Below are 25,002 nucleotides of genomic sequence, written 5' to 3'. Positions count from 1 at the left end.
TCAGTAATTTATTCTAAGTCCTTTAGGATAATGATTTTTGAGCATTCCGGAGGCAAGCTTGCCCCAGCCGATAGAGTATCCGTCAGTTGTCACAAGGCACCACCCTTTGGCACTTCCTTTTCCGGCAAAAGAGCTATCGGAAAGCCTTAATGTCTGGCCATTCAGATACTGTTTAATCTCATTTGAGTCAGACGGAAGGTCAACGGATAATTTCACGTTCTCCTTGCTTATTGCAAGAGCAAGTGCGTGCGACGGCTCAAAGCGGTCTTTTTTAACGGTTCCAAGATGCAGACCCGGTCTTATTACCTTAAGGCCGTTTATTCCGGGCATTTTATCAGGTGACAGGTATAACTGATCTCCAAAAGAAATAATAATCCCATCAGGAAGACTAAAACCATTTTCAAAGCATTCATCTGCAAAAGAATTGAATGCTTTTATCATTTCACTTTTTGCTTTAATGTTCTTTCCTCCCGGAATATATCCGGATTTATCCTGTCCTTCTTCACCGTCTCTCTTAAACACACATAGGAAATGCCCTTCTCCGCGAACTTTGTGCGGCCATAACCTTACAGATTCGGTGACTTCCGGATTACAGCCTTCGCCGGCAAATTCCAATCTTCCATTTTCCATTCCGCCGACGAGATCTGCGCATGTAACATGAAAATCAGGATTTCTGTCAAGAAACTCCGAGACATTCATTTCATTTTCTTCCGGCGAAAAAGTACAGGTGGAATAAACGAGTTTCCCTCCGGGAACCAGCATCCTGGCAGCATTGTCCAGAATCTCTTTTTGTCTATCTGCACACATCCTGACATTATCAGGGCTCCACTCCGAAAAGGCTTCTTCATTCTTTCTGAACATACCCTCCCCGGAGCAAGGTGCATCTACCAGTATCTTGTCAAAATATCCTTCGAAAATCTCTGCAAGATGGCCTGAATCTTCATTTAGTACCAAAGCATTCTTTATACCAAGTCTTTCTATATTTAATGAAAGTATCTTTGCTCTGTCCCTGTTTATTTCATTAGTTACAAGAATGCCCTCAGAATTCATCCTGCATGCTATCTGTGTGGATTTTCCTCCGGGTGCTGCACATAAATCCAGGACTTTGTCTCCAGGGTTTGGATCCAGGAAATGAACAGGCGCCATTGCAGACGGTTCCTGAATATAATATAGTCCCGCCTCGTGATATGGATGTTTACCGGGAGTCTCGTCAGCATCATAATAATAACCGTTCTCTTCCCAAGGCACAGCTTCCTTGCAGAAATCCAAATGCTCTTTTACCTTAAGAGGATTAATTCTCAAGGCGTGGTGACGATCTTCATCCTCTTCAAAAGCGTCAATAAACTCTGTATATTCTTTTTCCGATAGGAGAGTCTTCATCTTCTCCTTAAAAAGTTCGGGCAGCATTTTCCACCTCATTTACTAACTAATAGGACCATAACAATGTGTTATGATCCTATTTTAGATTCTTATTATAATTCTTCTTTGTGTTCCTTGATAAACTTCTTGATACCTTTGAAGGTTTCAGGACTGATGATATGCTCAATTCTGCAGGCATCAGTTTCTGCGATCTCTTCATTTACACCGGCAGTAAGCATCAGGAACTTAGTGAGATTAGTATGTTTTTCATATACCTTCTTGGCAGTTTTCAAACCTTCTTCTGTGAGTTTAAGCTCACCGTCATCTTCCATGATGACGAGTCCGTTCTCCTTAAGGATTCCGACTCCTCTGGAGACACTGGGCCTTGAAAATCCAAGCTCATTGGCAACATCAATTGAACGTACAACCCCTTTTTTCTTCTTAAGAAGATATATGGTCTCGATATAGTCTTCACCGGATTCGTGCATAGTCTTCCTCCCTTATTTAATAGCGCACAATCTTTTTATATATATAATACTATATTAAGAAAGAATAAAAAAGAGGTTATCCAATAAAAGGATAACCTCTTTTGCACATTTTCTAATGGATTGGCATCATTACTTGGCAAAATCTGTTGCTCTGCTCTCTCTGATGATATTGACCTTGATCTGTCCGGGATATTCCATCTCGTCCTCGATCTTCTTGGCAATCTCACGAGCCATGATAACCATATCTTCGTCACTAACCTGCTCAGGAACTACCATTACCCTGACTTCTCGACCTGCCTGAATAGCAAAGGAGTGATCAACACCCTTAAAGCTATTAGTGATGTCTTCGAGTTCTTTTAATCGTGAAGTGTATGTTTCAAGTGTCTCTCTTCTAGCTCCAGGTCTTGCTGATGAAATTGTATCAGCTGCCTGAACAAGAACTGCTATAAGGGACTGTGGCTCTACGTCACCGTGATGAGCCTCAACCGCATTGATAACAACCTGTGATTCCTTGTACTTCCTACAGATATCTACACCAAGCTGGATATGTGAGCCCTCAAGCTCGTGGTCAACAGCCTTACCGATATCATGAAGGAGACCTGCTCTCTTTGCTACACGGACATCAAGTCCAAGCTCAGATGCCATAAGGCCACAGAGCTGTGCTACTTCTACAGAATGCTTAAGACAGTTCTGTCCATAGCTTGTTCTGAACATCATACGTCCGAGAATCTTGATCACTTCAGGATGAAGTCCGTGAACACCTGCCTCGATAGCAGCATTTTCACCTTCTTCTTTGATCTTGGCAGCAACTTCTTTCTGTGCCTTCTCGACCATTTCTTCAATCCTTGCAGGATGGATACGTCCATCCACGATAAGCTTCTCAAGAGCTATACGTGCCACTTCTCTGCGGATTGGATCAAATCCGGAAATGACTACAGCCTCAGGTGTGTCATCAATGATAAGATCTACACCTGTCATAGTCTCAAGGGTCCTAATGTTACGTCCTTCTCTACCAATGATACGACCCTTCATCTCGTCATTGGGGAGCTGTACAACAGATATGGTAGTCTCGGAAACATGATCTGCTGCACAACGCTGTATAGCGCCTACAACAATTTCCTTAGCTCTCTTATCTGCTTCTTCTTTTGCTTCAGCTTCCATGTTCTTGATCATGATAGCTGATTCGTGTTTCACATCATCTTCAACGATTTTTAAAAGATACTCTTTGGCCTGATCGGAGGTTAAGCCAGAGATTTTTTCAAGTTCCTGTAGCCTCTGTTCATTTAACTTAGCAACCTCTTCTGTCTTCTTGTTTAAGTTCTCCTCGCGGGCACTTAAACTCTGCTCTCTTCTCTCGATAGCCTCGGTTCTCTTCTCGACATTTTCCTCTTTCTGCTGGATACGTCTCTCAGAGCGCTGCATTTCATTACGTCTGTCCTTGACTTCCTTCTCAAGATCATTACGTGTCTTGAGGGCTTCTTCTTTGGCTTCAAGGAGCTTCTCACGCTTTGTATCTTCAGCTTTCTTAAGGGCCTCGTCGATGATTTTTCTTGCCCTCTCATCTGCACTACCTATTTTATCATCTGATACCTTCTTGTGATAATTAGATGCTAAAACCCAGGTAACAAGAGCAGTGATGACAAGAGTTGCTACTACTGCAATAATAACAGTGGTCATTACAGGAGCACCTCCTTATTCAATTTTCATTGTACAATATTTTGTATAGTTTGCCCTAAATAAGCGCACTAATATACAAGATTACAACATTTAAATTGTACCTTATATTTGTTTACAGTGTCAAGTAACATAATAAGAGCTCCGATAGTTTTTAAAACTACCGGAGCCCTGTTTATATCTTATTTGGCGCCCTTTGAAGCAAATACTGCTCCAACTGTCATAAATAATATCTTTATATCTCTTCTCAGCGACCAGTTATCAATGAGATCCAGGTCAAGCTTAACAACCTCATCAAAGTCCTCTATATCACTTCTACCACTTACTTGCCACATGCCTGTAAGTCCCGGAGTCATGCATATACGACGACGATAATGCTCATTGTACTGTTCAAACTCTTTCTCTGTCGGAGGCCTTGTTCCAACAAGACTCATATCTCCTTTGAGAATATTCCAGAACTGAGGGAATTCATCGAGACTTGTTTTTCGGATGAATTTGCCCACCTTGGTAACACGCGGGTCATTTTCCATCTTAAACATAAGCCCGCTCATCTCGTTCTGTGACTGAAGATCCTTGAGTCTCTCTTCAGCATCGCGATACATGGATCTGAACTTGTAAATCTTAAATCTACGGCCATTCTTACCTACGCGAACCTGTGAAAAGAATATCGGTCCTCTGTCCTCAAGGAATATAGCCGGTGCAAGAAATACAGTTATTATAGCTGTAAAGAAAAGTCCCACGAGAGCTCCTACTATATCAATTGCTCTCTTGACCATCATCTTTTTGTAACTGTATTCAGGTCCTATAAACGAGATTACATTGTATCCGCCATAGTTTCCCGCCTTGCTTGCAACACCGAATTCAGGTATATCAAGACAGTAATGACAGTTAACTCCCATCTCTTTAAAGCCTTCTATCATAGGACTAATATAATCCCTTGGAAGATCGGGAGCGTTAATAATGACTTCATCAAACGCAAGTGTTACAAGCTTCTCTGTAAGGTGCTTGTATCCGGCGTATACCGGAACACCACAGATTTCCTCCTCGGCCTGTGGGTCATTCAGATTCTTGATATCTGCATATGCAGCGCCCACAACATTGTAGTTCTTGTACTTGGACTCCTTGATAAGCTTATTCAGAGTCTTCTCCATCAAGTCTTTCTGAGCTACAACAACGACCTGTGATGCAAAAGAAGCATTATTGTAAATTTTGTAAAGATAATGCTTGTAAAGAGTATGTACCAGGTATGTCAGAACAAAATTCATCCAGGCAAAGTTAAAAATTACTGTTCTTGAAAGAATATATGCCCATCTGAAAAAGAATACAAAGGTAATGGAAACCAGAAACATTATAACAATATATTGCGCAATTGCTATAAATTCATCCAAATATCCTCTTCTGGTAAAACCATAATTCCAATCTCTCACGAAACTGTATAGTGTACTGAAAAGGATAAATATTACAAGAACCATGTAATGAAGGTTCTTGTTGCCCCACTGCTCAGCTCTTCCGGCATAGCGAATATATGTCGCGATCTGATATGTCAAAACGATACAAGCTATATCCAGAATCCAAAGACCGTATGTCTGGATACACTTTTGTTTCTTATTCATAAAACTCCTCTAATCATTATTCATTCCGCTGTGATTAGCAATCTCTTCATCAGAAAGCTTCTTGGGGCCGAGAGCAAAGAAATTCAATATTCTCTTTTTTAAAGACCAAGTATGCTTCATCTTTATCTTATCTTCAGCAAGAGTTTCGAGTACAAGTTCTTCAACTTTATGCTTAGGTTCCTCATAAGGATTAAAATCATATACTCTGGCTTGTTTTACCAGATAGCCGAGAAATCTTGTATTAATACATATCAGGAGGCAATGATTGGTCTTAAGCGCCCACGCAGCCTCCAGCTGATGATCGTCAACATGTTCGCCGTATTTCTTGAGTCTCGGGACTACAACGATTGGTTTGTTCATATGCAATCCCTGCATTATGGTACCAACTCCGCCATGAAGGATCAAAACATCGCTCTCCTTCATACACTTTTCAAACAAATCCCTGTCCATAAACTGATGAGCTTCACAGTTTTTAGGGATATAGCTGCAGTTGCCGTATTGTACAATGAATTTCTCATCAGGCATCTCAGAAGCAAGCTTCTCTACCTGCTTCATCAGTCTGTCCATTTGAAATTTCTGCGTGCCAACTGAAACAAAAATCAAAATATACCGCCTCCGACAACAGCTTTGTCATACTCACTTGAAAGCTCCGGCCACTGTACAATAAATCTGTTCACGTGATTGTAAAGAAGTCTGCCTGTTAAAGACAACTCATTAACTCTCGCAAATGATTCTATAAATACAACCTTTTTCCCCATCCATTTAGCAATTCTACAGAAAGGATAAGAAATCAGTGCACCTGTAGATACAACAAAATCCGGTTTCTCTTTTATAATAATCTGTAATGCCTTTAAGGTAACATATATGAATTTAAAAATAAAGAAAATTTCTCTTCTGTTAACCTGAGGCATATAGTAATCAATCTTAATATTATCACCATATGTCTGGAAATCATTTTTCTCTGTGACCCAGCAGCAGTCATATTTCTCAATAACATTTGTCAGTCTTGTAAGCTCCTCCATGTGACCACCGGAAGAAGCCACCATAAGTACTTTTCTCATTCCCCTACCTCCACAATAAACCGCAAAACTATTTCACGCTTTTACGTAATCAAGGAAATTTAATTTCGTCCCCTCAAAAACATATTTAGTGTAGCAAAGTGCCTATCATAAAAACCATCATAAAATATAAATTTTTTGTAAATTATATTAATTTTTTCAAAAGGCTATTGATTTTTAATTATTTTTCTCAATTAGCCCCGTCTCACAAAGCGATATGCTTTTATCAACTGTTTTCTGAAAGGTCTTAGGATCATCCAAACTTCATGAAAAAACCTATATATTAAACCGTCGCATGAATATTCACGGCCATTTCTTTCAAAACTCTCCGCAACAGCAAGTATCTGATCTCTTCTAAGTGGTCCTTCTATAGTTGTCTGGCTCTCGCCGATAAAATAAGTCCCCTTTTCATCAATGTGATGAATCGTATGTGTAACATATTTGCCATCATCTCTTCGATACAGACATATATCACCTCTTTTTAAAGGCCTGTCTATGCTATCGAGAGTAAGGCTGTCCCTATTGCCTACAAGCAAAGGATACATGCTAAAGCCGAAAGGGTTTATTTTAATTTTATGCCCCTCTTTTAGGCCTTCAAGATAAATTGGTATCCATTTATCTGTGGCGATCATCTTTGTGTGATCTCCGGACTGCTCCATCATGATATAATTACTCCCGCCCTCTTAGCGACTTCGATGAATTCACTTAGATCTGAAGATGCAGTCTGCATATCTACTTCATACTCATTCATCATAGCTACCAAAAGTTCATCAAATGACTGCTCTTTTTCCTTTAATGCGTTGATTATAAAAAGTGCTGTATCATTTAGATCCATCATTTTGTTTACTTCCATAGTTTTGGATCCTGTGGGTACAAGAAATGGCTGACCAGATACTTCACATACTGAAAATTCTGAATTAAATCTCATAAAAACCCCTTCAAATCTCCCTTAATGCAATACATGGTGACAGTTGTCTGCCACCATGTCGCACTGTACTTCTACTTATATTTTAATCATCCGTAGAATTAGTGATGTCTGCGACCACGTCCATATCCGTATCCGCCGCCACATCCTTGATCATATCTCTGATCATATCCGCATCCAATGCTTATAAAGTATCCACCACATTCATAGTCCTTATTACTCTCGATGGTTGTGCAGGCATAAACACCCTCCAAGGTACCATTCATAGATGCATTTAGCTTAGGTGCGACATAAGCTTTCTTCATACTCACTCTCCCCTTTCGTGAAACTTTTATCTATAACCGTTTACTATATTAGCAATAAAATTTCAAGTTTTCAAGGCAAAATTTAATACTTTTTTAATAAATCAGTTCCCCTTACATGCCATTATCAATAACGTTTTTTAAAATTCTAACCGCATCAGTTTCCATATTACATGAAAACTCATAAATACGTGCTTTTTCAATTATTTTCTGTGTCACTCCGGCTATTCTCTGCGCCATATCATTATTTAATGATTCCGAAAAAGTTGAAGAATAGACATAACTTATTTTTTCTCTAATATTAGGAACCCTAACAGAATTCTCTTTTGCCTGCTTCAAAAATACAATTGCACCTAGCTCAACTTTTCTGTTAAGGTATTTACCAGAAGAGCCACACCATGGCAGTCCATAAACATATAGTTTACCATCTTGTTCTCTGCAAACTGTTACATCGCCATCAAGCATCTCGCATCCAAGTTCCTGCATCCAGAGTCCCGCCTGCGTACTCTTCCCGGTTCCCGATGAAGCAGAAAAAACAATTGCCTTGTCATTATAAATCACGCTGGCTGAATGTATTGACATTGCACCTTCAAAAAGAATTCTGTTGTAAAAAACTTCCTGCAATGCACTAAAAATATTTTGCTGCATCCAGTGATAATATTTTTGTTGACCAATACATCTCACAAAAAAATTTTTAGGATTATCGCAAACAAAAATTTGAGTATCACGATAGTTATTCTTCCCCTTCATCTGCCACACGAACATATGTATGCGCCTCGGATAATACTGAATTAGGGTATCACCGTCCTCATAGAGAGAAAAAGTTCCAATTTTTTTACCTTTATCAATCAAATATCTAAGAAATACAGGTTTCTTTTCAATTATCTCGACAGTAATGTCACTGGCTCCTTCACCTTCATACAGGAAATCATTAAATCGATCATGAAGGTATTCTTTTCTGCCGTGATATTCAATCACAAACTCAGCTATTTTAAACTTGACCAATGCTTCTGACATTTAGATTTCCACCTTCTAAAACAAATTCTCTGTTACAATAATTTAATACGCTCTTCCTATGGGTTATCAATATACATGTCGGCCTCGGAGTCATGTCAGAAAGATGTTCAAGAAGCAAGCCTTCTGTACTTTCATCAAGAGCAGAAGTTGCCTCGTCAAGAATAATAAAATCAGATTTTCTGATGAGTGCTCTGGCAAGCCCCAATCGCTGAGCCTGTCCTTCAGAGAGTCCCATTCCCTTTTCTCCAATGACAGTATCAAGTCCCTCTGGCAGAAGCTCTACAAAATCTTTACATACAGCCTTATCCAGAGCATCCCAGATTTCTTCATCTGTCGCATCTTCTTTGCCTATCAGAATATTCTTTCTGATCGTTCCTGAGAAAAGAGTATTTCCTTGTGGCACATACGATATATACTCTCTGACTGTACCACTAAGTTGCATTTCATTTCCATGATTGTCATAATAATTTATGCTTCCTGTTGAAGGGGTAATAAAGTTCATTAGCAGTCTAATGAGCGTTGTCTTCCCAATGCCGGATTTTCCCATGATTCCGACAAATTCACCTGGCTTGATCTCAAAATTTATATTATTGAAAATATTATCCCTGTCATAGGCAAAGGAAAGATTTTTAACTGATACCCCTATGTTACCCTTGATATTTCGATCTTCAATGCACTCTTCAAGAGGAATGTCCTGAATATCCATAACTCTTCCTGCGGAAGCAAAAATTGAAACAACTCCAGGAAGTTGCTGTGCCAATTCAGCTATTGGTGCCTGAACTCTGCCAAATAGAGTTAAAAAAGTGTCATTGTACCAAATGTAATCTTGCCTTCAGCTATCTGTTGTGCAACATAAATGAAAGCAAACATATATCCAAGCTGAAATGTACCGTTCATAGCAAAATTAGAAGCTGATGACAGCATATTTTTTTTCCACACCCAATAAAACCTGTTTTCTCTAAGCCCTACTAGTTCTTCAGAAAACCTGTTTTCGCTTGAAAAAGCTTTAACTATCAGAATATTTGCAAGACTCTCTTGAATAAATGATCTATATGCCGTTTCAGATTCCTGAACCTTTATCTGATATCTTTTTAGCTTTCTTCCAAGTATATATGCCGCAATGACACCTATTGGTGTAAGAAAAAGTGCAACAATAGCAAGAACCGGTGAATTCATATACAAAATTACAAAAACCATAATCAGCTGAATAAATAGCACAATAATATTTGGAATAACACCAATCATTCCATTAGCAATATTTCCTGCATCTGATGTCATCCTTGTCATCATATCTCCGGTATGGAATTTCTGTGTTCCAATCCACGTTGACCGAATTATCTTGTCATAAACCTGTTTTCTGATACCAAATGTATACTTCTCATAAAGCATTGCTGTAAAAAGATCGATAATTGGTTTGCTTACAAGCATCAAAATCATAAGCATCATAAACAAAACTATAGCAAGCTTTGTAATGTGTCCATTTCCCGCCTGATCTATTATTTGCTTTGATGCTACAGAATAAGCAATACCAACATAAGTTGAGCCAACACCAATGATCATTAAAAAAATAATCCGTCCAAGATAAGGTTTTGTGTAAGAAAAGAGCCATTTGAAATAATCCCTTCCCTGGTCTTTATCCTGCTTGTATTTTCTAATATATCTTTTCAATTTGTTCATTTTATTTACCTTTTAATCAGTTATGTGGCTTCTGAGAAACAAATATGCCTTTAATGGCATCATCTGGCCTTTTTTCCATTTAAACTTGATATTAAAAAGACCTGCCGTAATATTTTTATGAGAAATACCTTTCATTTCATCGTAGTACTGAAGTTTTCTTTTTCTGATTCTTGGAAGAAGATACTTGTACCTGTCATCAGCAACTCCCCATTTTTTAGCCAATTGTGAATAGTATTCCACTGCCTCATTTCTATCAGTTGCGTCTTCGACAGTATCTATAAAGATTCCAAGTCCCACGCCTGAACCTATTCGTCCATCCTGGTAGACATCCAGCTGAAATTCCATCTTACCCTGTCCACTAAGAATTACCAAGAAATCTTCAATCATTTTCCTATTATGCACAATCCCCATAGATTCAAAATCTTTTTTCAGCTGTTCAGGGTTTTGCATATATATATCTTTGCATTCTTGATTCCAGAGCCAAACAACACGAAGTGGTGCTTCAGGCCTTGATTGCGCAACTCCTTGGTAAAATGGAATCCAATATTTTGGCGCTTCAGAATAGGTTTTCAATGCCTGATCTATTCTATATTCTTGACAAAGCATTGTAAGCAGATCCGTTATTCGCTTCTCATGAGGAACTGAAGAGAGTTTTCTTTCATCATATGGAATAAATCCAAATGCTGGATCGTTGATCTGTCCTGAAGAAGTATCATACTCAAAACAGATTCCATTTCCCTCATCTTCATTGGCATAAATTTCAGCGCAGTATTCAAATACTTTCTTTTTCTCATGAAGATTCTCGCCTACAATTGTAATATTTTTAGGAGTCCCATAAGGATAATACGCAACTGTCAGATCAACGTACGGATCACCTATCAATGGCACTTCAAGTTCATATTCAGGATTTGATTCTACCAGATAAGATTCTCTAACAGCTCTGCATACACTTTCAGGAACTTCCTCGCTTCCTGCAAGAGCTTTCCCACGTCCTTCTTCCGAAAAAAGAGACCACATAATCCTAAAATTTGCTTCAGCCTTATTCGCCGCCCTAATAAGTTCTTCCTTTGATAATTCCATTTTAATTCCCCCGAAAAATATTATATAATTTACAAAAGGCACATTTGCCACGAGGTTAAATATGATTCTGATGCTAATTGACGATGATAAAGATATTATTGATATAAATAAAAAATACTTATCTGATGAAGGTTATACAGTATATACCTTTTTGTCTGCCGATAGTGCTTTTTCTTCCCTGAAAAAAATCAATCCTGATTGTATTGTGTTGGATATCATGATGCCCGGGACTGATGGTCTAACATCTATCAATTCTTTTAAGAGAATAACTGATGCCCCAATTATTCTGTTATCAGGTCTGGCATCAGAAGATGATCGAGTTGAAGGCCTTATGTCCGGAGCAGACGACTACATGATAAAACCATATAGCCTAAAAGAATTATCTGCAAGAATCAAACTCCAGATCAAAAAGAAAAATCTCTCAAAAACAGCTAATACGATAACATATCCCCCTCTTCAAATCAAGCTTCTGGACCATAAGGTTCTTTATAATGGCGACTCAGAAATCATACTTTCTAACAGAGAATATGAACTGCTTCTGTTGCTCGTTCAAAATCCGGGAGTCATAATCACATTTGAAGATATCGGCAAACAGATATGGGGCATATTCCAGGAAAGTGATCGCAGAACAATAATGGTTTTAGCAAGTCGCCTCCGAAAAAAAATTGAAAGCTATAACGGTCTTATGAACTGTATCGAGACAGCATACGGTAAAGGCTATAAATTTATTATTCCAAGATAGGATACAAATATGCAAAAACAAAATAAAAAGCCATATGATGCACCCTCTCTTTCTATAGAGGAACTTTCGAAAGGACTATATGAATCCAATTTGAAGTTGGATGATATTAACAAAAGGCAAAGCGAATTCTTTTCTAATATTTCTCATGATCTTCGCTCTCCAATTGCTGCAATAAAAACTGCAATTGAATACCTTCAAAGTACACCAAATATTGATCCTTCAGAAACTGATAAACTATATAAATTGATTTATAAAAAAGCTGCTTCTCTTGATTATATGATCAATGAAGTTTTTTTTCTGACCAAGCTCGATACCAACAGCGACATCATAAAACCCGTTTTGATTCCTTGCGGAAACTATCTTGAAGATTTCTTTTTTACAGCTCAAGCTGATTCAAAATTTAAAAACATCAGCCTGAAACTTGATGTGCCGCTGGATTTTAATCATATGATAAATATAGATCCCAATTATTTTGAAAGAGTCTTAAACAATCTTTTTGATAACGCATTCAGATATCTTGAAAGCGATGGATGTATAACTCTTAAAGCCACAACAAACAATCCGGCTGATAAAGTTTTTATTTCTGTTATAGACAATGGCTCAGGTATAGATCCCACCAATTTAGCCCGGATTTTTGAAAGATCATTTACCGGTGATACATCCAGAACACCTGATGACAAGACAGGGGCAGGACTCGGGCTTTCAATCTGCAAGCGCATAGTTGAAATACATAACGGAACCATCTCCTGTGATTCAAAAACAGGAAGCAATCATGGCACCTGTTTTACCATTACGCTTCCCATTTTCAAATCCTGAAGAATAAAACCAATTTCTTAGCAATATTCTTGAACGTCTGCGTTATAGAATACTTAGCAAATCTCAAAGCAATTTCCTTTTGTCCATAATTGGAAATTGCTTTTTTTATAAAGTATTCATCTACTATCTCTTTCTCCCATAGTCTCTTGTTTTCAATATTCCATCGGTACTCTGTTATTAAAGAATACTTCTGTCTTATCAAAAAAACGATCCAATAGTCATATATTTTCTTTTTATATGTGTTATAAAGGCCTGATGATTTCATAACAGAAACATAATTCTTAAAAATTTTGTTTCTGTTAATAAGTTCATTATGGCAATCCGAAATCTCTTTTTCCTGAATCCTTGATAATGTATCTCTTGTCTGATAACAATAAAAGTATAGCCTGTCATTTATGACATTAACTTTTCTTGAATGCTTCAGGTAGCTCAAAGAAAATACAAAATCTTCACCCAGTGAAATATCTCTTTGAAACTCTATTCCATTATCAATGATAATATCTCTCTTAAATATCTTATTCCACAATACACCAAAGTAATGATGCCCGGGGTCTTCGAGCGTATCAATAAGATATTGGTCTCTTGTTATGATTCCCGGTTTTAAAAGATCTATTATTGGATAGTTGCCACCCTTTATAACTCTTTCATAACTGCATATTGCCATATCACAATAAGGATCCTGCTCAATGGCTGAAACCATCTTTTCTACATAAGTTTTGCGAACGTAATCATCCGAATCTACAAACATCACATATTCGCCTTTTGCCCTTTTTAGGCCATAGGTTCTTACATCAGCCACTCCACGGTGTTCAACTGATTCAAAAGATACTTCACTGTGTTTCTCTGCAAGATTTTTGCATATTTGTGCTGTTTCATCTGTTGAACCGTCATCATAGATCGTAATATTAATGTTTTTATATGTTTGCTTTAATAATGAATCAATACATCGCCTTATATCATGTTCACAGTTATAGGCCGGAATTATTATGGAGACAAGTTTCATAAAATTACCCTACTTAATAAAAAATTATATAAGCTTAGAGTTCTTCATCATTTGGATCCTGTATTCAGATTCCTGGAGCTTTTTCTTAGCTCCGTACACCTTGCCCCCTTTGGTGATCTTGAAGAACACTGTCCTGATTGCCCTGTGCCCCCATGCTACAGGTAACAAAACAGGATATTTTTTGCAATATGAATACTTTTGATCAATATTTTTAGCCGATGGAAAAAGAGCTTGAAGTGCTCGCTTTCCTTTGCTATCCTCCGTAATTTTACCTCCGTTAACATAAGGAGATAAAATACCTAACAAGCTGTATTCTGCCCGATCGCTTAAATCTCTTTTGCCAAGGAATATTATATCCCTAAAAAATGACAGTTCATCTTCAGGGGATTTCATATTCCTGCCTTGGAGAGCCCTTTTATCCATATCAAAGTACTTGATACATTCTGAAAAGTAAACCAAACAGAAGTCTTCAAAGTTCATCTTCTTAAAGACTTGATAAAATCTATTGAAATCTATGTCGTCAATATAACGATTAACAAAAAGAGCAATGTCGCAGAAGTATCTGCTCTCTATTCCCTCAACAATATAGTGCTTTATAATATGAAACATCTGGAGAATTAAATGTTCTGTCACACCAAGTGTAGTAATCGAAAGGTCATCAGTAATTTTAACCTTTGTCAGAGTAGTCGGATCATCCAGTTTTTCACTCTTAAGCACTTCAGTGTTTTCACCCTGATAATCCTCCCATAGAGTGAAATGTGCTTCTATCTTAAGCCATTTGCTATAATAAATTGAAACATTATCCTTACTGTTTGCTTCATCAAAGACAAATTCAAGTTCACCGGTCAATAAAGAATGAACTATTTCACGATCTTGGTTTTCAAATTTTAAATCAAGGTCACTGGAGTATCTCTGGAAAATACCGGTATAAAGCACTGCTAGCGCATATCCCTTTAAAACTATTGCTCTAACATTATTCTTATCGATAGCCTTCATTACCCTTACAAATTCATAATACATTTTGTAGGATATCATGAATTCGTTTTTAGATCTTCTATTCCATCGGTCAAGAATCTCATTTGGAATACCATAAAACTGTGGATTTTTGCTAATAGCATTATTGAAAAGCACTCCGCATTTATTGCGTATGCTTAAATCTATAAAAAGATTCCAATCAATACCCACATAAGAAAACTCAGGTATAGTGCCATTTAATGACGCTTTTTGTAAGTATATGAAGCCATATATCAGTTGTTCATAATTATCCGGCATATCTTTTTCCCATGAATACTGGTTTGTCAAAAATCAACATAATTCAGAATTACAAATTGTTAAAATTAATATTGATAATTTTTTATCTTGTGGTAAAATTCTCTTGCTTGAAAAATTAAATTTTTATAAACAAGTCTAATTCATAATAATTAAAAAGACCCAAAAAAACAACAAAAATTTTCACTAACATCATGGAGTAGTTTTAATGAACAAAAACACAAAAGTAAAGCTCATAAAAAAAATCGATGTAACTGATATAGCCGGTGATAAAGTAATGATTGATTTTGAAACCGGTAAGTATTATATGCTTAAGGGTACAGCTGTAGATGTTTGGGATAATATACAATCGGAAATAACAATAGCCGAGCTTCTCGAGAAACTTATGGCTATATACGATGTAGATGAGGAAACATGTCTCAAAGGGATTGAAGATTTTCTTATACAGCTCGAAAATTCAAAGTTTATTTCGTTAACATGATCAAGAAATAGTATAAAAAAGGCATATTCATCTGTTTTCTGATAAATATGCCTTTTTTTATTCTTCATCAATAAGCCCAAACTCTTCCAAGAGAGACAGTCGTCTTTCACCTACTTCAATCTTTTCACCAACTCCATAAAAATCATTTCTATGTACGATTTTTTTCAAAAGAAATTTAAAGTCTCTATGTATCCAGGCAATCGGAAGTAAGATTGGATACTTTCTTGCATATGAATACACTTTAGGCATCGCTTTGGCTGATGGAAAAGCCATTCGTATCTTTTTTCCAAGTTTAGTCTTTGAGACTTTCTCTTCACCGGTGAAATACGCTTCCATGGCTCCCATTATCTGCCACCTTGCTTCCTTATCCCTGGCACTTCCAACATGGAACAAGTCAGTCATAAGGACGTCCACAAGATCATCAGGCAGTCTTCTATGCCCTACCATAATACGAGTATCCATACTAAGACTGCGCATACAAATTGAAAAGAATACTTCTGCAAATTTTGTATATCCAAGTTTATCTATCTTCTTCCAAAATTCGTCAATATCGATTTGGTCAATATAACGGTTAATGAAAAGAGTTATATCAACCAGATACCTTGCTCCGATACCTTCCAGTGAAAAATGCTTGATTATATGGAATAGCTGATAGATAAGGTGATTCTCGTGATTAAGTGTATATAAAGGAATATTACAAGCTTCTATACGTATTATTTCATCAGTCAGTCCAAGACCGGCAAGTATGTCAATTCTCGGTCCCTTATAATCCTCCCAAAGCTTTGTATGGAGCTCAACCATATGTTTTGGGTTCTTATGAATATAAACCTTTACGTTTTCCTTAGAATCAGCAGGATCTATTATATAGCCAAACTCCCTAAGGATTTCTTCAGCAGACTCTCTATACTTATCCAGCACATAGATATCACTATCACTACTCACTCTTTCAACATATTGAGGATACAGATCTGCGAGAACGACTCCTTTAAAGAATACAAATCTTATCCCTCTTTCTTCAGAAGCCTTGGCAAGCTGACTGACAAGGTAGAATTTCTGTAATTCAGGAATCAGGGTGGCTTTTGCATTTACTTCAAATGATTTTCTTTGCTGCTCATTTAAAATATTATTTTCTTTATCAATTTCCAGGATGATCGAATAAATCAGAGTAATCATATTATTATCAATTGCAAGTTTGAAAAAACTGTCCCAATCGATTGATTTCTGTCCAAACTTTTCCTTAAAATCAGTTGGTTTAATCCTGTATATTGCACATTTTGCCAGATAGAACAATAAATCCACCATAATACTCCTCCAATTCAACTAGATTATCATACAAATAATTCACATTTTATTCAATTCATATTTTGTGAAATTTTTGTTGAAGATATAAGAATATATGTATATTATGTTTAGTTAGTACGGAAAAAGCTTTTATTATGAGGTAATTATTTATGTCAGCAATATACGGAATGGTCAATCTGGATAAAGTGTCGGTTAAAAAAGAGCAGCTGGATAAAATGGAGCAAGAATACAGAGAGTTTAAGATAGACAGATTTAGCTCATATATATACGAAAACGCCGCCTTTGGAACTGGCCTTCAGTTTATTACAAAACAGTCCAGAGATGAAGTTCTGCCTTATTTTGACAAATCGAATAATAACCTCTTCACAGCTGACTGTTATCTGGATAACAGAGACGAGCTTATTACTCAGTTAGCGGAGACAGGACTGTCTATAGGAGTTTCTGTAAATGAAGGAACTCCTGATGCAATGCTAATATACCTCTCTTACCTCAGGTGGGGAGATTCTTTTTGTGATCACATTTTGGGAGTTTTTGCAATTGCACTATATAATGTTTCCAAAAATGAATTTTATTTATATGTAGATCATTGTGGTGATCGCTGTGTTCACTATTATTTAAGCGGAAATACCATCTTCTTTTCCACAATAATAAAGCCAATACAAGCCGCAACCGACTTTACAATCAACATTTCAGAAAAGTATATTACAGCCTGTGAATCAAATTTCACTCCGGATATGGTTTTATATCCAGGGCTTACTCCTTATGATAACATATATCAATTACTTGCAAGCGAGCGCCTGACAGTTAAAAAAACAGATTCCAAAGCATCATACAGTATTTCAAAATATTGGGATCCTGTTAATTCAATTTCCACGCTAAAACTTGCAAATGATGAAGAATATAAAAAGCTTTTTTTGGAAACATATTCAAAATGTGTCACTGATTGTCTTAATGTCGATGGTAAAATAGGAAGTTTTTTAAGCAGTGGTCTTGATTCCACCTCAGTAGCTGCTCTCGCATCACTCTTCTTAAAAGAGAAAAATGAATATCTTCATTCCTATACTTCTATACCAATTAAAGGCTTTCAGAATACTAATGGTATCAGATTAGAAAATGAATCAGAACCGGTTCAAAAATTTTGCAACCTCTTTGGAAATATAATTCCTACTTTTTTATCATGTGACGGAAAAACTGCTCTTACAGAGCTTGAACGTTTTGTTGATTTTTTCAATGCTCCAATAAAGTATTCAGTAAATGCTATTTGGATGGATGAAGTATACAAAAAAGCAGCCGAGGATGGTTGTAAAGTATTATTGACCGGGCAGCATGGGAACTGCACTGTTTCCTATGGAAACCTGATCACCAGAATGTGGGAAGAATTCAAGCATATTCATTTTAAGACAATGATTGAACAATATAATGCTTTTTCTTCGAAATTCCATATAAGCAAAAAACACTTCATAAAAACACTAATCAAAGAGTTTTCATCACTGCAAAGGCCACAAATAAACTTTGACACTGATGCTCTCAGTAAAAAAGAACTAATCAACAAGTACAATCTAATTGATGAATATACTAAAAAACGAAAAAGGCTTGGCGGAACGTTCATCCATTCCGAACACCAGCGCAAACAGGCAGCGTTTAATCCTTTAAGTTTTCAGCAGGTTTCGTTTGCCAACGCACACTTTGAGTTAAAATACGGTATTATTTCCAGAGATCCCACCAGGGACAAAAGGATAATGGAATTATGTCTATCCTTCCCGTTTAGTTGTTTTTCTGATGGCATGTACGAAAGAAGACTGATCACATATTACATGAAAGATATTCTTCCGGACTTTATCCATATGCAAATGTATAGGCGCGGAATCCAGGGAGCTGACTTCATGTTCCGAATAAAACAAACGACTACAAATATAAAAGAATACTCAGATAACCTTTCATCAGCTCGACTATCAGACTATCTCGATAAAGACAAAATAAAAGAGCTCACTTTTAATACAGATGATAATAATATTATGTTAAGGTCTTTGCATGCTCTTTCACTTTTTATTTTCTTAAAGAATCAAAAAAACTGTGACACCAAGTAATTAGTGTCACAGTTTCTTTTGTTTCAAAGCCTAATAAATACTATCAATTACTGAGCATCCTGGCTTGATCCACTAGGGAATGAATACCATGTGCCATCGTTATCAACTCTGATAGCATCAGGTATGGCAATAGGTCCGTCACCCTGTGCAGTAGCAGAAATCTCAAGCTCAACAACTTCTGGATTTACCCATGTCTTCATATTTATCTCCTCCTTTAAGAAATTATGTTTTTAACATTTTTGATTCTATCACAATAATTTTGTATTAAAAGAATTCTAACAACATTGTAGGAATTTATGTCTTTTTAGTGAAGAGAGTCAGATATTAACTTGAAGATTTCTTCTTCTGTATTACATTCTTTTTTTCTTGAAACTCTGTACATATCAACCTTAGATGCAATACGTATGCATTGAAGCATGTCCTTGGGAGGTAGTTTGACTGTTGTCTGGAAGAATGGTCGCAGAAAAAGATTCATGGTCATGACATTGACTTTATCGGCTCCTTCAATACTTTTAAATATTACATCATCCCCATCATTATGCTTTGACAGGAAATAAATAGCATCAAGTTTTGATACTTCTCCATAAAACTCTTCCATACGCGGAATTGCAAACTTATTCTTTGTATTATCAACTTTAATCAAATCATCAACATTAAATTCATTTCTTTCTGAAGCATCCTCGCAGAGTTTTTGAGCCGGATATCCCGGTAAAAGCAAGGCTTTATCATCTTTTATGAAAACAATTGACTGATCATCTGATATCAGCTTTCCACCTTCTTTTATCAATTTTGAAGCTGTAGTGGATTTCCCGGCTCCGCTATCACCGGAAATGATTATGGTTTTATCATTAAATCTAACTGCCGAGCCATGTATGACATTCATATTTCTTTCAAAGAAAAGAAGTGCCATGGTGTTTCCCATAACAAATTCTCTTGCCTCTGCTTCATCCTGATCAGGGTATTCTTCAAAGAAAATCTCTTTTCCTTCTCTTGCTTCAAAAAAGCCCACCTGATTCCTATAAAAGATATCATTTTCTCTCATTGATAACTGATATTGTTCTTTTAGAATATCTTTTATATCATCCTCTACGTAGTGATGAATGATTAGATCTGGTTCTTCATCAAAATTGGCGGGTATAAATTGATCAAATGTAGTATCCGACAATATTTTCTGGCCGTATCCAATATACTTATGCATATTCTATCCTCTCAAAAAATAATGTATTTAAGCCATTTAGGATAATAAGCTATTTTCTATAATTTGTAAATAAATATTGTTTTCTATATACAAATACTGTAGAATTTTAAGCTATGGATAACATAAATGTTAAAGTGAGTATTATTGTACCAGTTTACAATGTAGCTCCTTATCTGGAAAAATGCCTTGATTCATTGATAAATCAGACACTTACAGATATTGAGATTCTTGCTGTAAATGATGGTTCAACAGATAATTCACTTTCAATTTTAAATAAATATTCCAGTCTTGATTCTAGAATCAAGGTGTTCAACAAGCCTAATGGCGGTCTTTCCGATGCCAGAAACCACGCATTCCAGTACATAAACGGGGAATATGTAGGTTTTGTTGATTCTGACGACTTCGTTGATCTGCAGATGTATGAAGTCATGTATCAAAAGGCTGTTGAGACTGATTCGGAGATCGTAGAATGCAATCTTCACCACACCTTTGATGATTACGAAGATACAGAGATAGGCGTTAAAGAGACGGATAACAAAGAACTTCTCATGAACGGAAGGTCTGTCGTATGGAACAAGATTTACAAGACTTCGTGGCTTATTGACACTAAGGTTACGTTTCCTGTAGGTCTTATCTACGAGGATGTATGCTTTTACAGTAAACTGATGCCATATCTTCACAAGATCAGTTATGTAGACGAGCCATTTGTACACTATGTACAGCGTTCAACTTCCATCAATAATTTCCAGACCCTCAAAACTCTTCAGATTTTCGATATTCTGGACAGCATCTACTCCTTTTATAAAAATAATGGCTTCTTCGATGAATACAAGAATGCGCTGGAGTTTCTTTATACCAGAATCCTGCTTTGCAGCTCATTTAGTCGAATGTGTCGTATAGAAAGCCATAAGGATCGCAAATTTGCCTTAAGAAAGAATTATGAGAAACTTGTCACAACCTTCCCTAATTGGCGTAAAAACCAATATCTGAAGTCATATAACGGCAAGAATTCAAGATACATGAAGCTCATTAACGGCTTTACTTACAAGCTTTCATGTATCATCTATCCGTTTTTAATAACTCTTAAAATAAAAAAATCCAAATTCAGGTGATGATAATCCCGAATTTGGATTTTATTTTTATTTGCAATATTTGAATGTTGCTACAGGTACATACTGATCCATGATGGGGTCTGTCAGATACATTTTTCCACATCTAATCCAGGAATGCGCTTTCATTGTTCCTTTTTCTTTTGCTACACCCATATATATCGTAGAATCTATACCCTTTTCCTTAAGAAGTCTTGCTATTGTAAGAGACCTTGTAAGGCATTTCGCTTCCCAGGGCATATGCTCAGTAACACGGTTGGCATGGAATGCCACGAGCTTAGCATAATTAAGGTTCTCCCTTGTCTCTTCACTCGTAGACTCAACTCCTCGCACCCCCATCTTCTTTTCAATCTTACTCATTTTGATATGATCTATGCAAAATCTGTAATAAAAGGAGTAAATGTATACTTTAAGGGTTAATCCCTTTTCATTATTTTTGATCAAAAAATCCTTTAAGTTTTGTTTCATAGGCTGTTATGTATTCTTATTATTTGGTGAGCGCCTCAATTATATTACCGTAAATTGGTTCGCAGCTCTTTCTGTCAATAATTATAAAGCAGTCCTTCTTATTCTGGGATTCCTTGACACCATTATCCCACCAGATCGGACAATAGCCGAATGACCTGCACAAAGCCATCATTTTTGAAGCATATTCTGCCCTGTCAAAAGATGCTGCAGCTGTTGCGCCAAATTCTCCAATTACAATTGGGTATCCCTCATCTGCAAGTTTGTTGATATAGCCAAAGCTCTCCTCAAGACCATCAAGACCTGTATAGTTGTGAACGCCTACCAATAGCTTGTTATTGGCCGAATCTCTAGGCAGCTCAAAGCACTTTCTAGTCTTAGTCTTAAATGTTGCAGCATATGTATTGATAAGCAGATATCTGCTTGCATTATTACCGCCCGTTTCTCTTACTTTATCCACAAATAGCTGGATCCACTTATTGTAAGCCTTATACGCTGCGACAGGAGCACCATCCCAGTGATTCTTGTCATCATTCATCTCATTGAAGCCTTCTAATATCAGCTTATCCGGATAGTCCCTGAAGTATGTTGCTATCTGAGTGATCATATTGGCCACTCTGTCCTTATTGGCATCATAATTGGCTGAAGTAGCTTTGATCCATCCGCCATCACCTGTATCGTGATGAATATCAATAATACAGTACATATCTCTTGCAAGGATTACGTTAACTACCTGAGCCACTCTGTCAAGCCAAGCCCTGTCTACATTGCCGGCTCCGTCTATGTGGTTCATAAATGTAACGGGAACCCTGACTGTTTTGAATCCACTGTTTTTCAGAGTCTGAATATACTGCTCAGTTATGGCAGGATTGCCCCAACTGGTTTCAGTACTATTTCCTGAAGATGTTGTAAACATGGCATTCCAATTACAGGCATCCAGGGTATTACCGATATTTATACCCACACCCATATCCTGAATAAGCTTCTGTGTCTCCTCAGAATTAGCTTTTCTCTTTGAATAGCTTTCAACTTCAAAAACATGACCGCAAAATACAATGACAATAGCAGCCATAAGTACAGCACATATAATTGTTTTGGTAATACTTCTGTTCTTCTCTCTCATCATTTGATACTGAACATGGTTCGAAACCACTTATACCTCACAAATATTTGCCTTATTAGTAACGGCATTGTTATTGATAAAACGAAACTTATAAATACTGTCGGCCATGCTGGGAATCCTAAGACACCATATAGCAAGGTACCCAATGCAGAGCCAAAGAATGGCTGTTGGAAAAGATATAAAGTCATAGACCTCTTTCCAAGCCATTGCAACACTTCAGAGCATCTTCCACTGATGTTCTGGCTCCAAAATGTAATAGCCATACAAGCACATAGCGGTATGAGTATTTTAATTATCTCATAAGGTAATGTATACCACCTTATCAAAAACATAAATGCCAGGAATAGTATGATCCATGATACTGTAGTACTTATTCCAAGCTTTTTGTTTACTATCCTGTCGGTAAAAAACACCCCAAAAGCAAAATAAATCAAATATCCTGTTCCATCCAAATACGCCAGTGAAAATGATAAGTTAAAAATAAACTGGCATAAATAGAATAATACAGCAAGTACATAAAGCGGAATATTGTTTTTTGAGTACTTAAAAACCAGATAACTGATTATCTCATAAACAAATAAAGAATATAAGAACCATACATGAACAGAATATTCATTCTGTCCGATCAAAAGTCCAATAAGAAAATGTACAGGATGCATTCCGCCATATCCGACACGGCTCATAACTGTTCCTATTACAGGCAGCCGACTTGTTAACTCAAATATCAGATACACTATAGTAGCATAACACAAATACGGCAACAGAAAGCTTTTACTCTTCTTTTTCACAAAATCTTTAAAATTCATCTGTGAGTATCGCGATCTACTAAGGCTTACACTGCACCCTGACAGAAACATCATTACAGGCATAGTTGCAGTAATTGTAAATTGATACAGTATAAATACGCCAATATCGTTTTCTCTTATCGAACTGGTGGCAGTATGTATCAGCATCGCCAGGATAATTCCTATACCTCTGGCAGCGTCAATCCATTCAACTCGTCTGTTTTCTTGCATTCTTCAGTTTCTTTCCAATTGTGTTTTCTTCTTTGTTCTCCCACAGATACTTACCTACAAGGATTACGCCAAAGCAAAAATACATATAAGTTACGTATAGCTCCATCATAGTGTATAAAGAATAAGCTATAAAGATCAGTTTTTCCTCAAATGTAGCCTTTTTCCCATACTTCCAAAACAGAAATCCTATAATAAATATGTATATGAGGCCATAGCTTACTGATATCCACATGTATGCGTTATCGCAAGCTCCTGAATCGAACCACATACCCTCCCAGTGTATTTTTGAAGGGAAATGAATAGGTTGTCCAAAAAGAGTAAAACCTTGCAGATAATATGCATATGCGCCATACTTAGGTCTTCCGGTAAAGAAGTCATCTACTGCTAGCCATATCTCTCTGGCCTTTCCGCTAGTTAACGGAAAAACTACCATCATGAAATCAAAAACAATAAACAAAATCAGGTATAGATATCTTGCCAAAAACGTCACCACACCATCAATCTTATCTCCTATAGTATTCTTAAGTAGGAGTAATATAGTTATTGCCGTTAAAATGATCAGTCCTGAATTCGAATCAGTAAACAGATAAAAGAAAACGTAAACCAGCCAACAAACTATAATTCTTAGTTTATCAAGCTTCTCGTAGTTCACATATATGTATCCAAGTATTGTCCATAGTAATAACATGGAAAAGATATTGGCATGAGAAAGCATAAACTGATGCCTAATTGCTGTTTCACCGCCTCGAATTGAGAATCGCAATGCACTTCTGTTAAAGAAATACATAATAGGATATAACGCCACGTGTAAGCCAATTATTGCAGCTTCTATCTTGTATACAATGCCAATAGTCTTCTTAAAGTCAACATCCTGCGTAGCTGCTATCAAGAAAAAGTCAGGCAGCATCATGAACATATACGTCTTACTGTCAGTGTATCTTGTTATCACCGCTAAAATAAGGCACATAAAGATCTGCTTGATGCTGTATTTTTGCATAAATACCATTTTATAAACAAGCAAAAGAAGTAATAACAAATTACATATATTAAGTACTATTTGCGTCCTAACAGCTGCAACTATATCTGAGTAAGCATAAAAAGCTTTAATTACTATTATGATATATGCAGCATTATAAATTTTATTAGCATAATTCAATTGTCCGTTCTTTATACTTTGAACAAGATTAGACATAAAAAA

At 36.7% G+C, this 25,002-nt stretch carries 27 protein-coding genes; 5 read left to right on the top strand and 22 right to left on the bottom strand.

Annotated features, from left to right (window positions below):
- The 13 genes from G590_RS0110745 to G590_RS0110685 all read right to left on the bottom strand — a co-directional run bounded on the left by G590_RS0110745 (nucleotide 1) and on the right by G590_RS0110685 (nucleotide 11,193).
- Nucleotides 1–1,407 (bottom strand): RsmF rRNA methyltransferase first C-terminal domain-containing protein, encoded by a 1,407-nt coding sequence (locus tag G590_RS0110745; protein WP_022765670.1) that lies wholly within the window; start codon nucleotides 1,405–1,407, stop codon nucleotides 1–3.
- 65 nt (nucleotides 1,408–1,472) lie between these two features.
- On the bottom strand, nucleotides 1,473–1,847 hold the full coding sequence (locus tag G590_RS0110740; RefSeq protein ID WP_022765669.1) for a metal-dependent transcriptional regulator: 375 nt from the start codon (nucleotides 1,845–1,847) through the stop codon (nucleotides 1,473–1,475).
- A gap of 129 nt (nucleotides 1,848–1,976) precedes the next feature.
- Entirely contained in the window at nucleotides 1,977–3,524 is a 1,548-nt protein-coding gene (gene rny, locus G590_RS0110735) for a ribonuclease Y (RefSeq protein ID WP_022765668.1), read from the bottom strand.
- A gap of 179 nt (nucleotides 3,525–3,703) precedes the next feature.
- Nucleotides 3,704–5,134, bottom strand: a complete 1,431-nt coding sequence (locus G590_RS0110730; protein ID WP_022765667.1) for a sugar transferase — start codon at nucleotides 5,132–5,134, stop codon at nucleotides 3,704–3,706.
- A 9-nt stretch (nucleotides 5,135–5,143) separates the two neighbouring features.
- The gene (gene pssE, locus G590_RS20650; protein WP_022765666.1) at nucleotides 5,144–5,737 is read right to left on the bottom strand and encodes a PssE/Cps14G family polysaccharide biosynthesis glycosyltransferase; all 594 of its coding nucleotides are present in this window, start codon (nucleotides 5,735–5,737) and stop codon (nucleotides 5,144–5,146) included.
- Nucleotides 5,734–6,195, bottom strand: coding sequence for a PssD/Cps14F family polysaccharide biosynthesis glycosyltransferase (pssD, locus tag G590_RS0110720; RefSeq protein ID WP_022765665.1), 462 nt, complete (start codon nucleotides 6,193–6,195; stop codon nucleotides 5,734–5,736). Before pssD ends, pssE begins: the two co-directional genes overlap by 4 nt.
- Before the next feature lie 191 nt (nucleotides 6,196–6,386).
- Nucleotides 6,387–6,824, bottom strand: coding sequence for a S24/S26 family peptidase (locus G590_RS19210; protein ID WP_155828752.1), 438 nt, complete (start codon nucleotides 6,822–6,824; stop codon nucleotides 6,387–6,389).
- A 26-nt stretch (nucleotides 6,825–6,850) separates the two neighbouring features.
- Entirely contained in the window at nucleotides 6,851–7,120 is a 270-nt protein-coding gene (locus G590_RS0110710; protein WP_022765663.1) for a PqqD family protein, read from the bottom strand.
- 98 nt (nucleotides 7,121–7,218) lie between these two features.
- Entirely contained in the window at nucleotides 7,219–7,422 is a 204-nt protein-coding gene (locus tag G590_RS0110705; RefSeq protein WP_022765662.1) for a hypothetical protein, read from the bottom strand.
- Between the two features lie 111 nt (nucleotides 7,423–7,533).
- Nucleotides 7,534–8,436: a hypothetical protein gene (locus tag G590_RS20645; protein ID WP_022765661.1), complete on the bottom strand. Its 903-nt coding sequence runs from the start codon at nucleotides 8,434–8,436 to the stop codon at nucleotides 7,534–7,536.
- Nucleotides 8,411–9,142, bottom strand: a complete 732-nt coding sequence (locus G590_RS0110695) for an ATP-binding cassette domain-containing protein (RefSeq protein WP_022765660.1) — start codon at nucleotides 9,140–9,142, stop codon at nucleotides 8,411–8,413. Before G590_RS0110695 ends, G590_RS20645 begins: the two co-directional genes overlap by 26 nt.
- Before the next feature lie 89 nt (nucleotides 9,143–9,231).
- The gene (locus G590_RS0110690) at nucleotides 9,232–10,113 is read right to left on the bottom strand and encodes an ABC transporter transmembrane domain-containing protein (RefSeq protein WP_022765659.1); all 882 of its coding nucleotides are present in this window, start codon (nucleotides 10,111–10,113) and stop codon (nucleotides 9,232–9,234) included.
- 12 nt (nucleotides 10,114–10,125) lie between these two features.
- Complete coding sequence (locus G590_RS0110685; RefSeq protein ID WP_022765658.1) at nucleotides 10,126–11,193, bottom strand: hypothetical protein; 1,068 nt, start codon at nucleotides 11,191–11,193, stop codon at nucleotides 10,126–10,128.
- A 61-nt stretch (nucleotides 11,194–11,254) separates the two neighbouring features.
- Here G590_RS0110685 and G590_RS0110680 point away from each other — a divergent pair, with 61 nt between their 5' ends.
- Complete coding sequence (locus G590_RS0110680; protein ID WP_022765657.1) at nucleotides 11,255–11,935, top strand: response regulator transcription factor; 681 nt, start codon at nucleotides 11,255–11,257, stop codon at nucleotides 11,933–11,935.
- A 9-nt stretch (nucleotides 11,936–11,944) separates the two neighbouring features.
- A complete protein-coding gene (locus G590_RS0110675; protein WP_081641056.1) occupies nucleotides 11,945–12,751 on the top strand; it encodes a sensor histidine kinase in 807 nt (268 codons plus the stop codon).
- On the opposite strand, the gene G590_RS20640 is transcribed toward G590_RS0110675, so the two are convergent.
- The gene (locus G590_RS20640; RefSeq protein WP_022765655.1) at nucleotides 12,741–13,754 is read right to left on the bottom strand and encodes a glycosyltransferase family 2 protein; all 1,014 of its coding nucleotides are present in this window, start codon (nucleotides 13,752–13,754) and stop codon (nucleotides 12,741–12,743) included. The genes G590_RS0110675 and G590_RS20640 overlap by 11 nt on opposite strands.
- A 24-nt stretch (nucleotides 13,755–13,778) precedes the next feature.
- A complete protein-coding gene (locus G590_RS0110665) occupies nucleotides 13,779–15,026 on the bottom strand; it encodes a nucleotidyltransferase family protein (RefSeq protein WP_022765654.1) in 1,248 nt (415 codons plus the stop codon).
- A gap of 205 nt (nucleotides 15,027–15,231) precedes the next feature.
- Between G590_RS0110665 and G590_RS0110660 the strand changes: the two genes are divergently transcribed.
- Nucleotides 15,232–15,504: a PqqD family peptide modification chaperone gene (locus G590_RS0110660; RefSeq protein ID WP_022765653.1), complete on the top strand. Its 273-nt coding sequence runs from the start codon at nucleotides 15,232–15,234 to the stop codon at nucleotides 15,502–15,504.
- Nucleotides 15,505–15,561: 57 nt separating this feature from the next.
- Here the strand turns inward: G590_RS0110660 and G590_RS0110655 are convergent, their stop codons facing one another.
- Nucleotides 15,562–16,806, bottom strand: a complete 1,245-nt coding sequence (locus G590_RS0110655; protein ID WP_022765652.1) for a nucleotidyltransferase domain-containing protein — start codon at nucleotides 16,804–16,806, stop codon at nucleotides 15,562–15,564.
- Nucleotides 16,807–16,955: 149 nt separating this feature from the next.
- Here G590_RS0110655 and G590_RS0110650 point away from each other — a divergent pair, with 149 nt between their 5' ends.
- On the top strand, nucleotides 16,956–18,893 hold the full coding sequence (locus tag G590_RS0110650; protein WP_022765651.1) for an asparagine synthase-related protein: 1,938 nt from the start codon (nucleotides 16,956–16,958) through the stop codon (nucleotides 18,891–18,893).
- Nucleotides 18,894–18,940: 47 nt separating this feature from the next.
- Here G590_RS0110650 and G590_RS21355 read toward each other — a convergent pair whose 3' ends face one another.
- Nucleotides 18,941–19,093, bottom strand: coding sequence for a hypothetical protein (locus G590_RS21355; RefSeq protein ID WP_022765650.1), 153 nt, complete (start codon nucleotides 19,091–19,093; stop codon nucleotides 18,941–18,943).
- Nucleotides 19,094–19,197: 104 nt separating this feature from the next.
- A complete protein-coding gene (locus tag G590_RS0110640) occupies nucleotides 19,198–20,091 on the bottom strand; it encodes a hypothetical protein (RefSeq protein WP_022765649.1) in 894 nt (297 codons plus the stop codon).
- 113 nt (nucleotides 20,092–20,204) lie between these two features.
- Here G590_RS0110640 and G590_RS19195 point away from each other — a divergent pair, with 113 nt between their 5' ends.
- Nucleotides 20,205–21,203, top strand: a complete 999-nt coding sequence (locus tag G590_RS19195; protein WP_022765648.1) for a glycosyltransferase — start codon at nucleotides 20,205–20,207, stop codon at nucleotides 21,201–21,203.
- Between the two features lie 27 nt (nucleotides 21,204–21,230).
- Here the strand turns inward: G590_RS19195 and G590_RS19190 are convergent, their stop codons facing one another.
- The 4 genes from G590_RS19190 to G590_RS0110615 all read right to left on the bottom strand — a co-directional run bounded on the left by G590_RS19190 (nucleotide 21,231) and on the right by G590_RS0110615 (nucleotide 24,996).
- Nucleotides 21,231–21,560, bottom strand: coding sequence for a lasso peptide biosynthesis B2 protein (locus G590_RS19190; RefSeq protein ID WP_196802485.1), 330 nt, complete (start codon nucleotides 21,558–21,560; stop codon nucleotides 21,231–21,233).
- Between the two features lie 127 nt (nucleotides 21,561–21,687).
- Entirely contained in the window at nucleotides 21,688–22,818 is a 1,131-nt protein-coding gene (locus tag G590_RS0110625; RefSeq protein WP_155828751.1) for a glycoside hydrolase family 5 protein, read from the bottom strand.
- The gene (locus G590_RS0110620; RefSeq protein WP_022765645.1) at nucleotides 22,788–23,804 is read right to left on the bottom strand and encodes an acyltransferase family protein; all 1,017 of its coding nucleotides are present in this window, start codon (nucleotides 23,802–23,804) and stop codon (nucleotides 22,788–22,790) included. Before G590_RS0110620 ends, G590_RS0110625 begins: the two co-directional genes overlap by 31 nt.
- Nucleotides 23,782–24,996 carry a hypothetical protein gene (locus tag G590_RS0110615; protein ID WP_022765644.1) on the bottom strand — a complete coding sequence of 405 codons (1,215 nt, stop codon included), beginning with the start codon at nucleotides 24,994–24,996 and terminating at the stop codon, nucleotides 23,782–23,784. The genes G590_RS0110620 and G590_RS0110615 overlap by 23 nt, the downstream gene beginning before the upstream one ends.
- Between the last annotated feature and the right edge of the window lie 6 nt (nucleotides 24,997–25,002).

This window comes from Butyrivibrio sp. XPD2006 (assembly GCF_000420865.1).
In the GTDB taxonomy this organism is placed as follows: Bacteria; Bacillota; Clostridia; order Lachnospirales; family Lachnospiraceae; genus Butyrivibrio.
The sequence above is the reverse complement of the archived record's forward strand: the minus strand, read 5'-3'. Positions and strand labels throughout refer to the sequence as shown.

Excerpts from the sequence above, each read along its gene's own strand:
- G590_RS0110680 (WP_022765657.1), top strand. The coding sequence starts at position 11,255 with ATGATTCTGATGCTAATTGACGATGATAAAGATATTATTGATATAAAT.
- G590_RS19210 (WP_155828752.1), bottom strand. The coding sequence starts at position 6,824 with ATGATCGCCACAGATAAATGGATACCAATTTATCTTGAAGGCCTAAAA.
- G590_RS20640 (WP_022765655.1), bottom strand. The coding sequence starts at position 13,754 with ATGAAACTTGTCTCCATAATAATTCCGGCCTATAACTGTGAACATGAT.
- rny (WP_022765668.1), bottom strand. The coding sequence starts at position 3,524 with ATGACCACTGTTATTATTGCAGTAGTAGCAACTCTTGTCATCACTGCT.
- pssD (WP_022765665.1), bottom strand. The coding sequence starts at position 6,195 with ATGAGAAAAGTACTTATGGTGGCTTCTTCCGGTGGTCACATGGAGGAG.
- G590_RS19195 (WP_022765648.1), top strand. The coding sequence starts at position 20,205 with ATGGATAACATAAATGTTAAAGTGAGTATTATTGTACCAGTTTACAAT.
- G590_RS19190 (WP_196802485.1), bottom strand. The coding sequence starts at position 21,560 with ATGAGTAAGATTGAAAAGAAGATGGGGGTGCGAGGAGTTGAGTCTACG.
- G590_RS0110690 (WP_022765659.1), bottom strand. The coding sequence starts at position 10,113 with ATGAACAAATTGAAAAGATATATTAGAAAATACAAGCAGGATAAAGAC.
- G590_RS0110640 (WP_022765649.1), bottom strand. The coding sequence starts at position 20,091 with ATGCATAAGTATATTGGATACGGCCAGAAAATATTGTCGGATACTACA.
- G590_RS0110615 (WP_022765644.1), bottom strand. The coding sequence starts at position 24,996 with ATGTCTAATCTTGTTCAAAGTATAAAGAACGGACAATTGAATTATGCT.
- G590_RS21355 (WP_022765650.1), bottom strand. The coding sequence starts at position 19,093 with ATGAAGACATGGGTAAATCCAGAAGTTGTTGAGCTTGAGATTTCTGCT.
- G590_RS0110660 (WP_022765653.1), top strand. The coding sequence starts at position 15,232 with ATGAACAAAAACACAAAAGTAAAGCTCATAAAAAAAATCGATGTAACT.
- G590_RS0110745 (WP_022765670.1), bottom strand. The coding sequence starts at position 1,407 with ATGCTGCCCGAACTTTTTAAGGAGAAGATGAAGACTCTCCTATCGGAA.
- G590_RS0110655 (WP_022765652.1), bottom strand. The coding sequence starts at position 16,806 with ATGGTGGATTTATTGTTCTATCTGGCAAAATGTGCAATATACAGGATT.
- G590_RS0110620 (WP_022765645.1), bottom strand. The coding sequence starts at position 23,804 with ATGCAAGAAAACAGACGAGTTGAATGGATTGACGCTGCCAGAGGTATA.
- G590_RS0110740 (WP_022765669.1), bottom strand. The coding sequence starts at position 1,847 with ATGCACGAATCCGGTGAAGACTATATCGAGACCATATATCTTCTTAAG.
- G590_RS0110730 (WP_022765667.1), bottom strand. The coding sequence starts at position 5,134 with ATGAATAAGAAACAAAAGTGTATCCAGACATACGGTCTTTGGATTCTG.
- G590_RS20645 (WP_022765661.1), bottom strand. The coding sequence starts at position 8,436 with ATGTCAGAAGCATTGGTCAAGTTTAAAATAGCTGAGTTTGTGATTGAA.
- G590_RS0110705 (WP_022765662.1), bottom strand. The coding sequence starts at position 7,422 with ATGAAGAAAGCTTATGTCGCACCTAAGCTAAATGCATCTATGAATGGT.
- G590_RS0110685 (WP_022765658.1), bottom strand. The coding sequence starts at position 11,193 with ATGGAATTATCAAAGGAAGAACTTATTAGGGCGGCGAATAAGGCTGAA.
- G590_RS0110665 (WP_022765654.1), bottom strand. The coding sequence starts at position 15,026 with ATGCCGGATAATTATGAACAACTGATATATGGCTTCATATACTTACAA.
- G590_RS0110675 (WP_081641056.1), top strand. The coding sequence starts at position 11,945 with ATGCAAAAACAAAATAAAAAGCCATATGATGCACCCTCTCTTTCTATA.
- G590_RS0110710 (WP_022765663.1), bottom strand. The coding sequence starts at position 7,120 with ATGAGATTTAATTCAGAATTTTCAGTATGTGAAGTATCTGGTCAGCCA.
- G590_RS0110695 (WP_022765660.1), bottom strand. The coding sequence starts at position 9,142 with ATGGATATTCAGGACATTCCTCTTGAAGAGTGCATTGAAGATCGAAAT.
- G590_RS0110650 (WP_022765651.1), top strand. The coding sequence starts at position 16,956 with ATGTCAGCAATATACGGAATGGTCAATCTGGATAAAGTGTCGGTTAAA.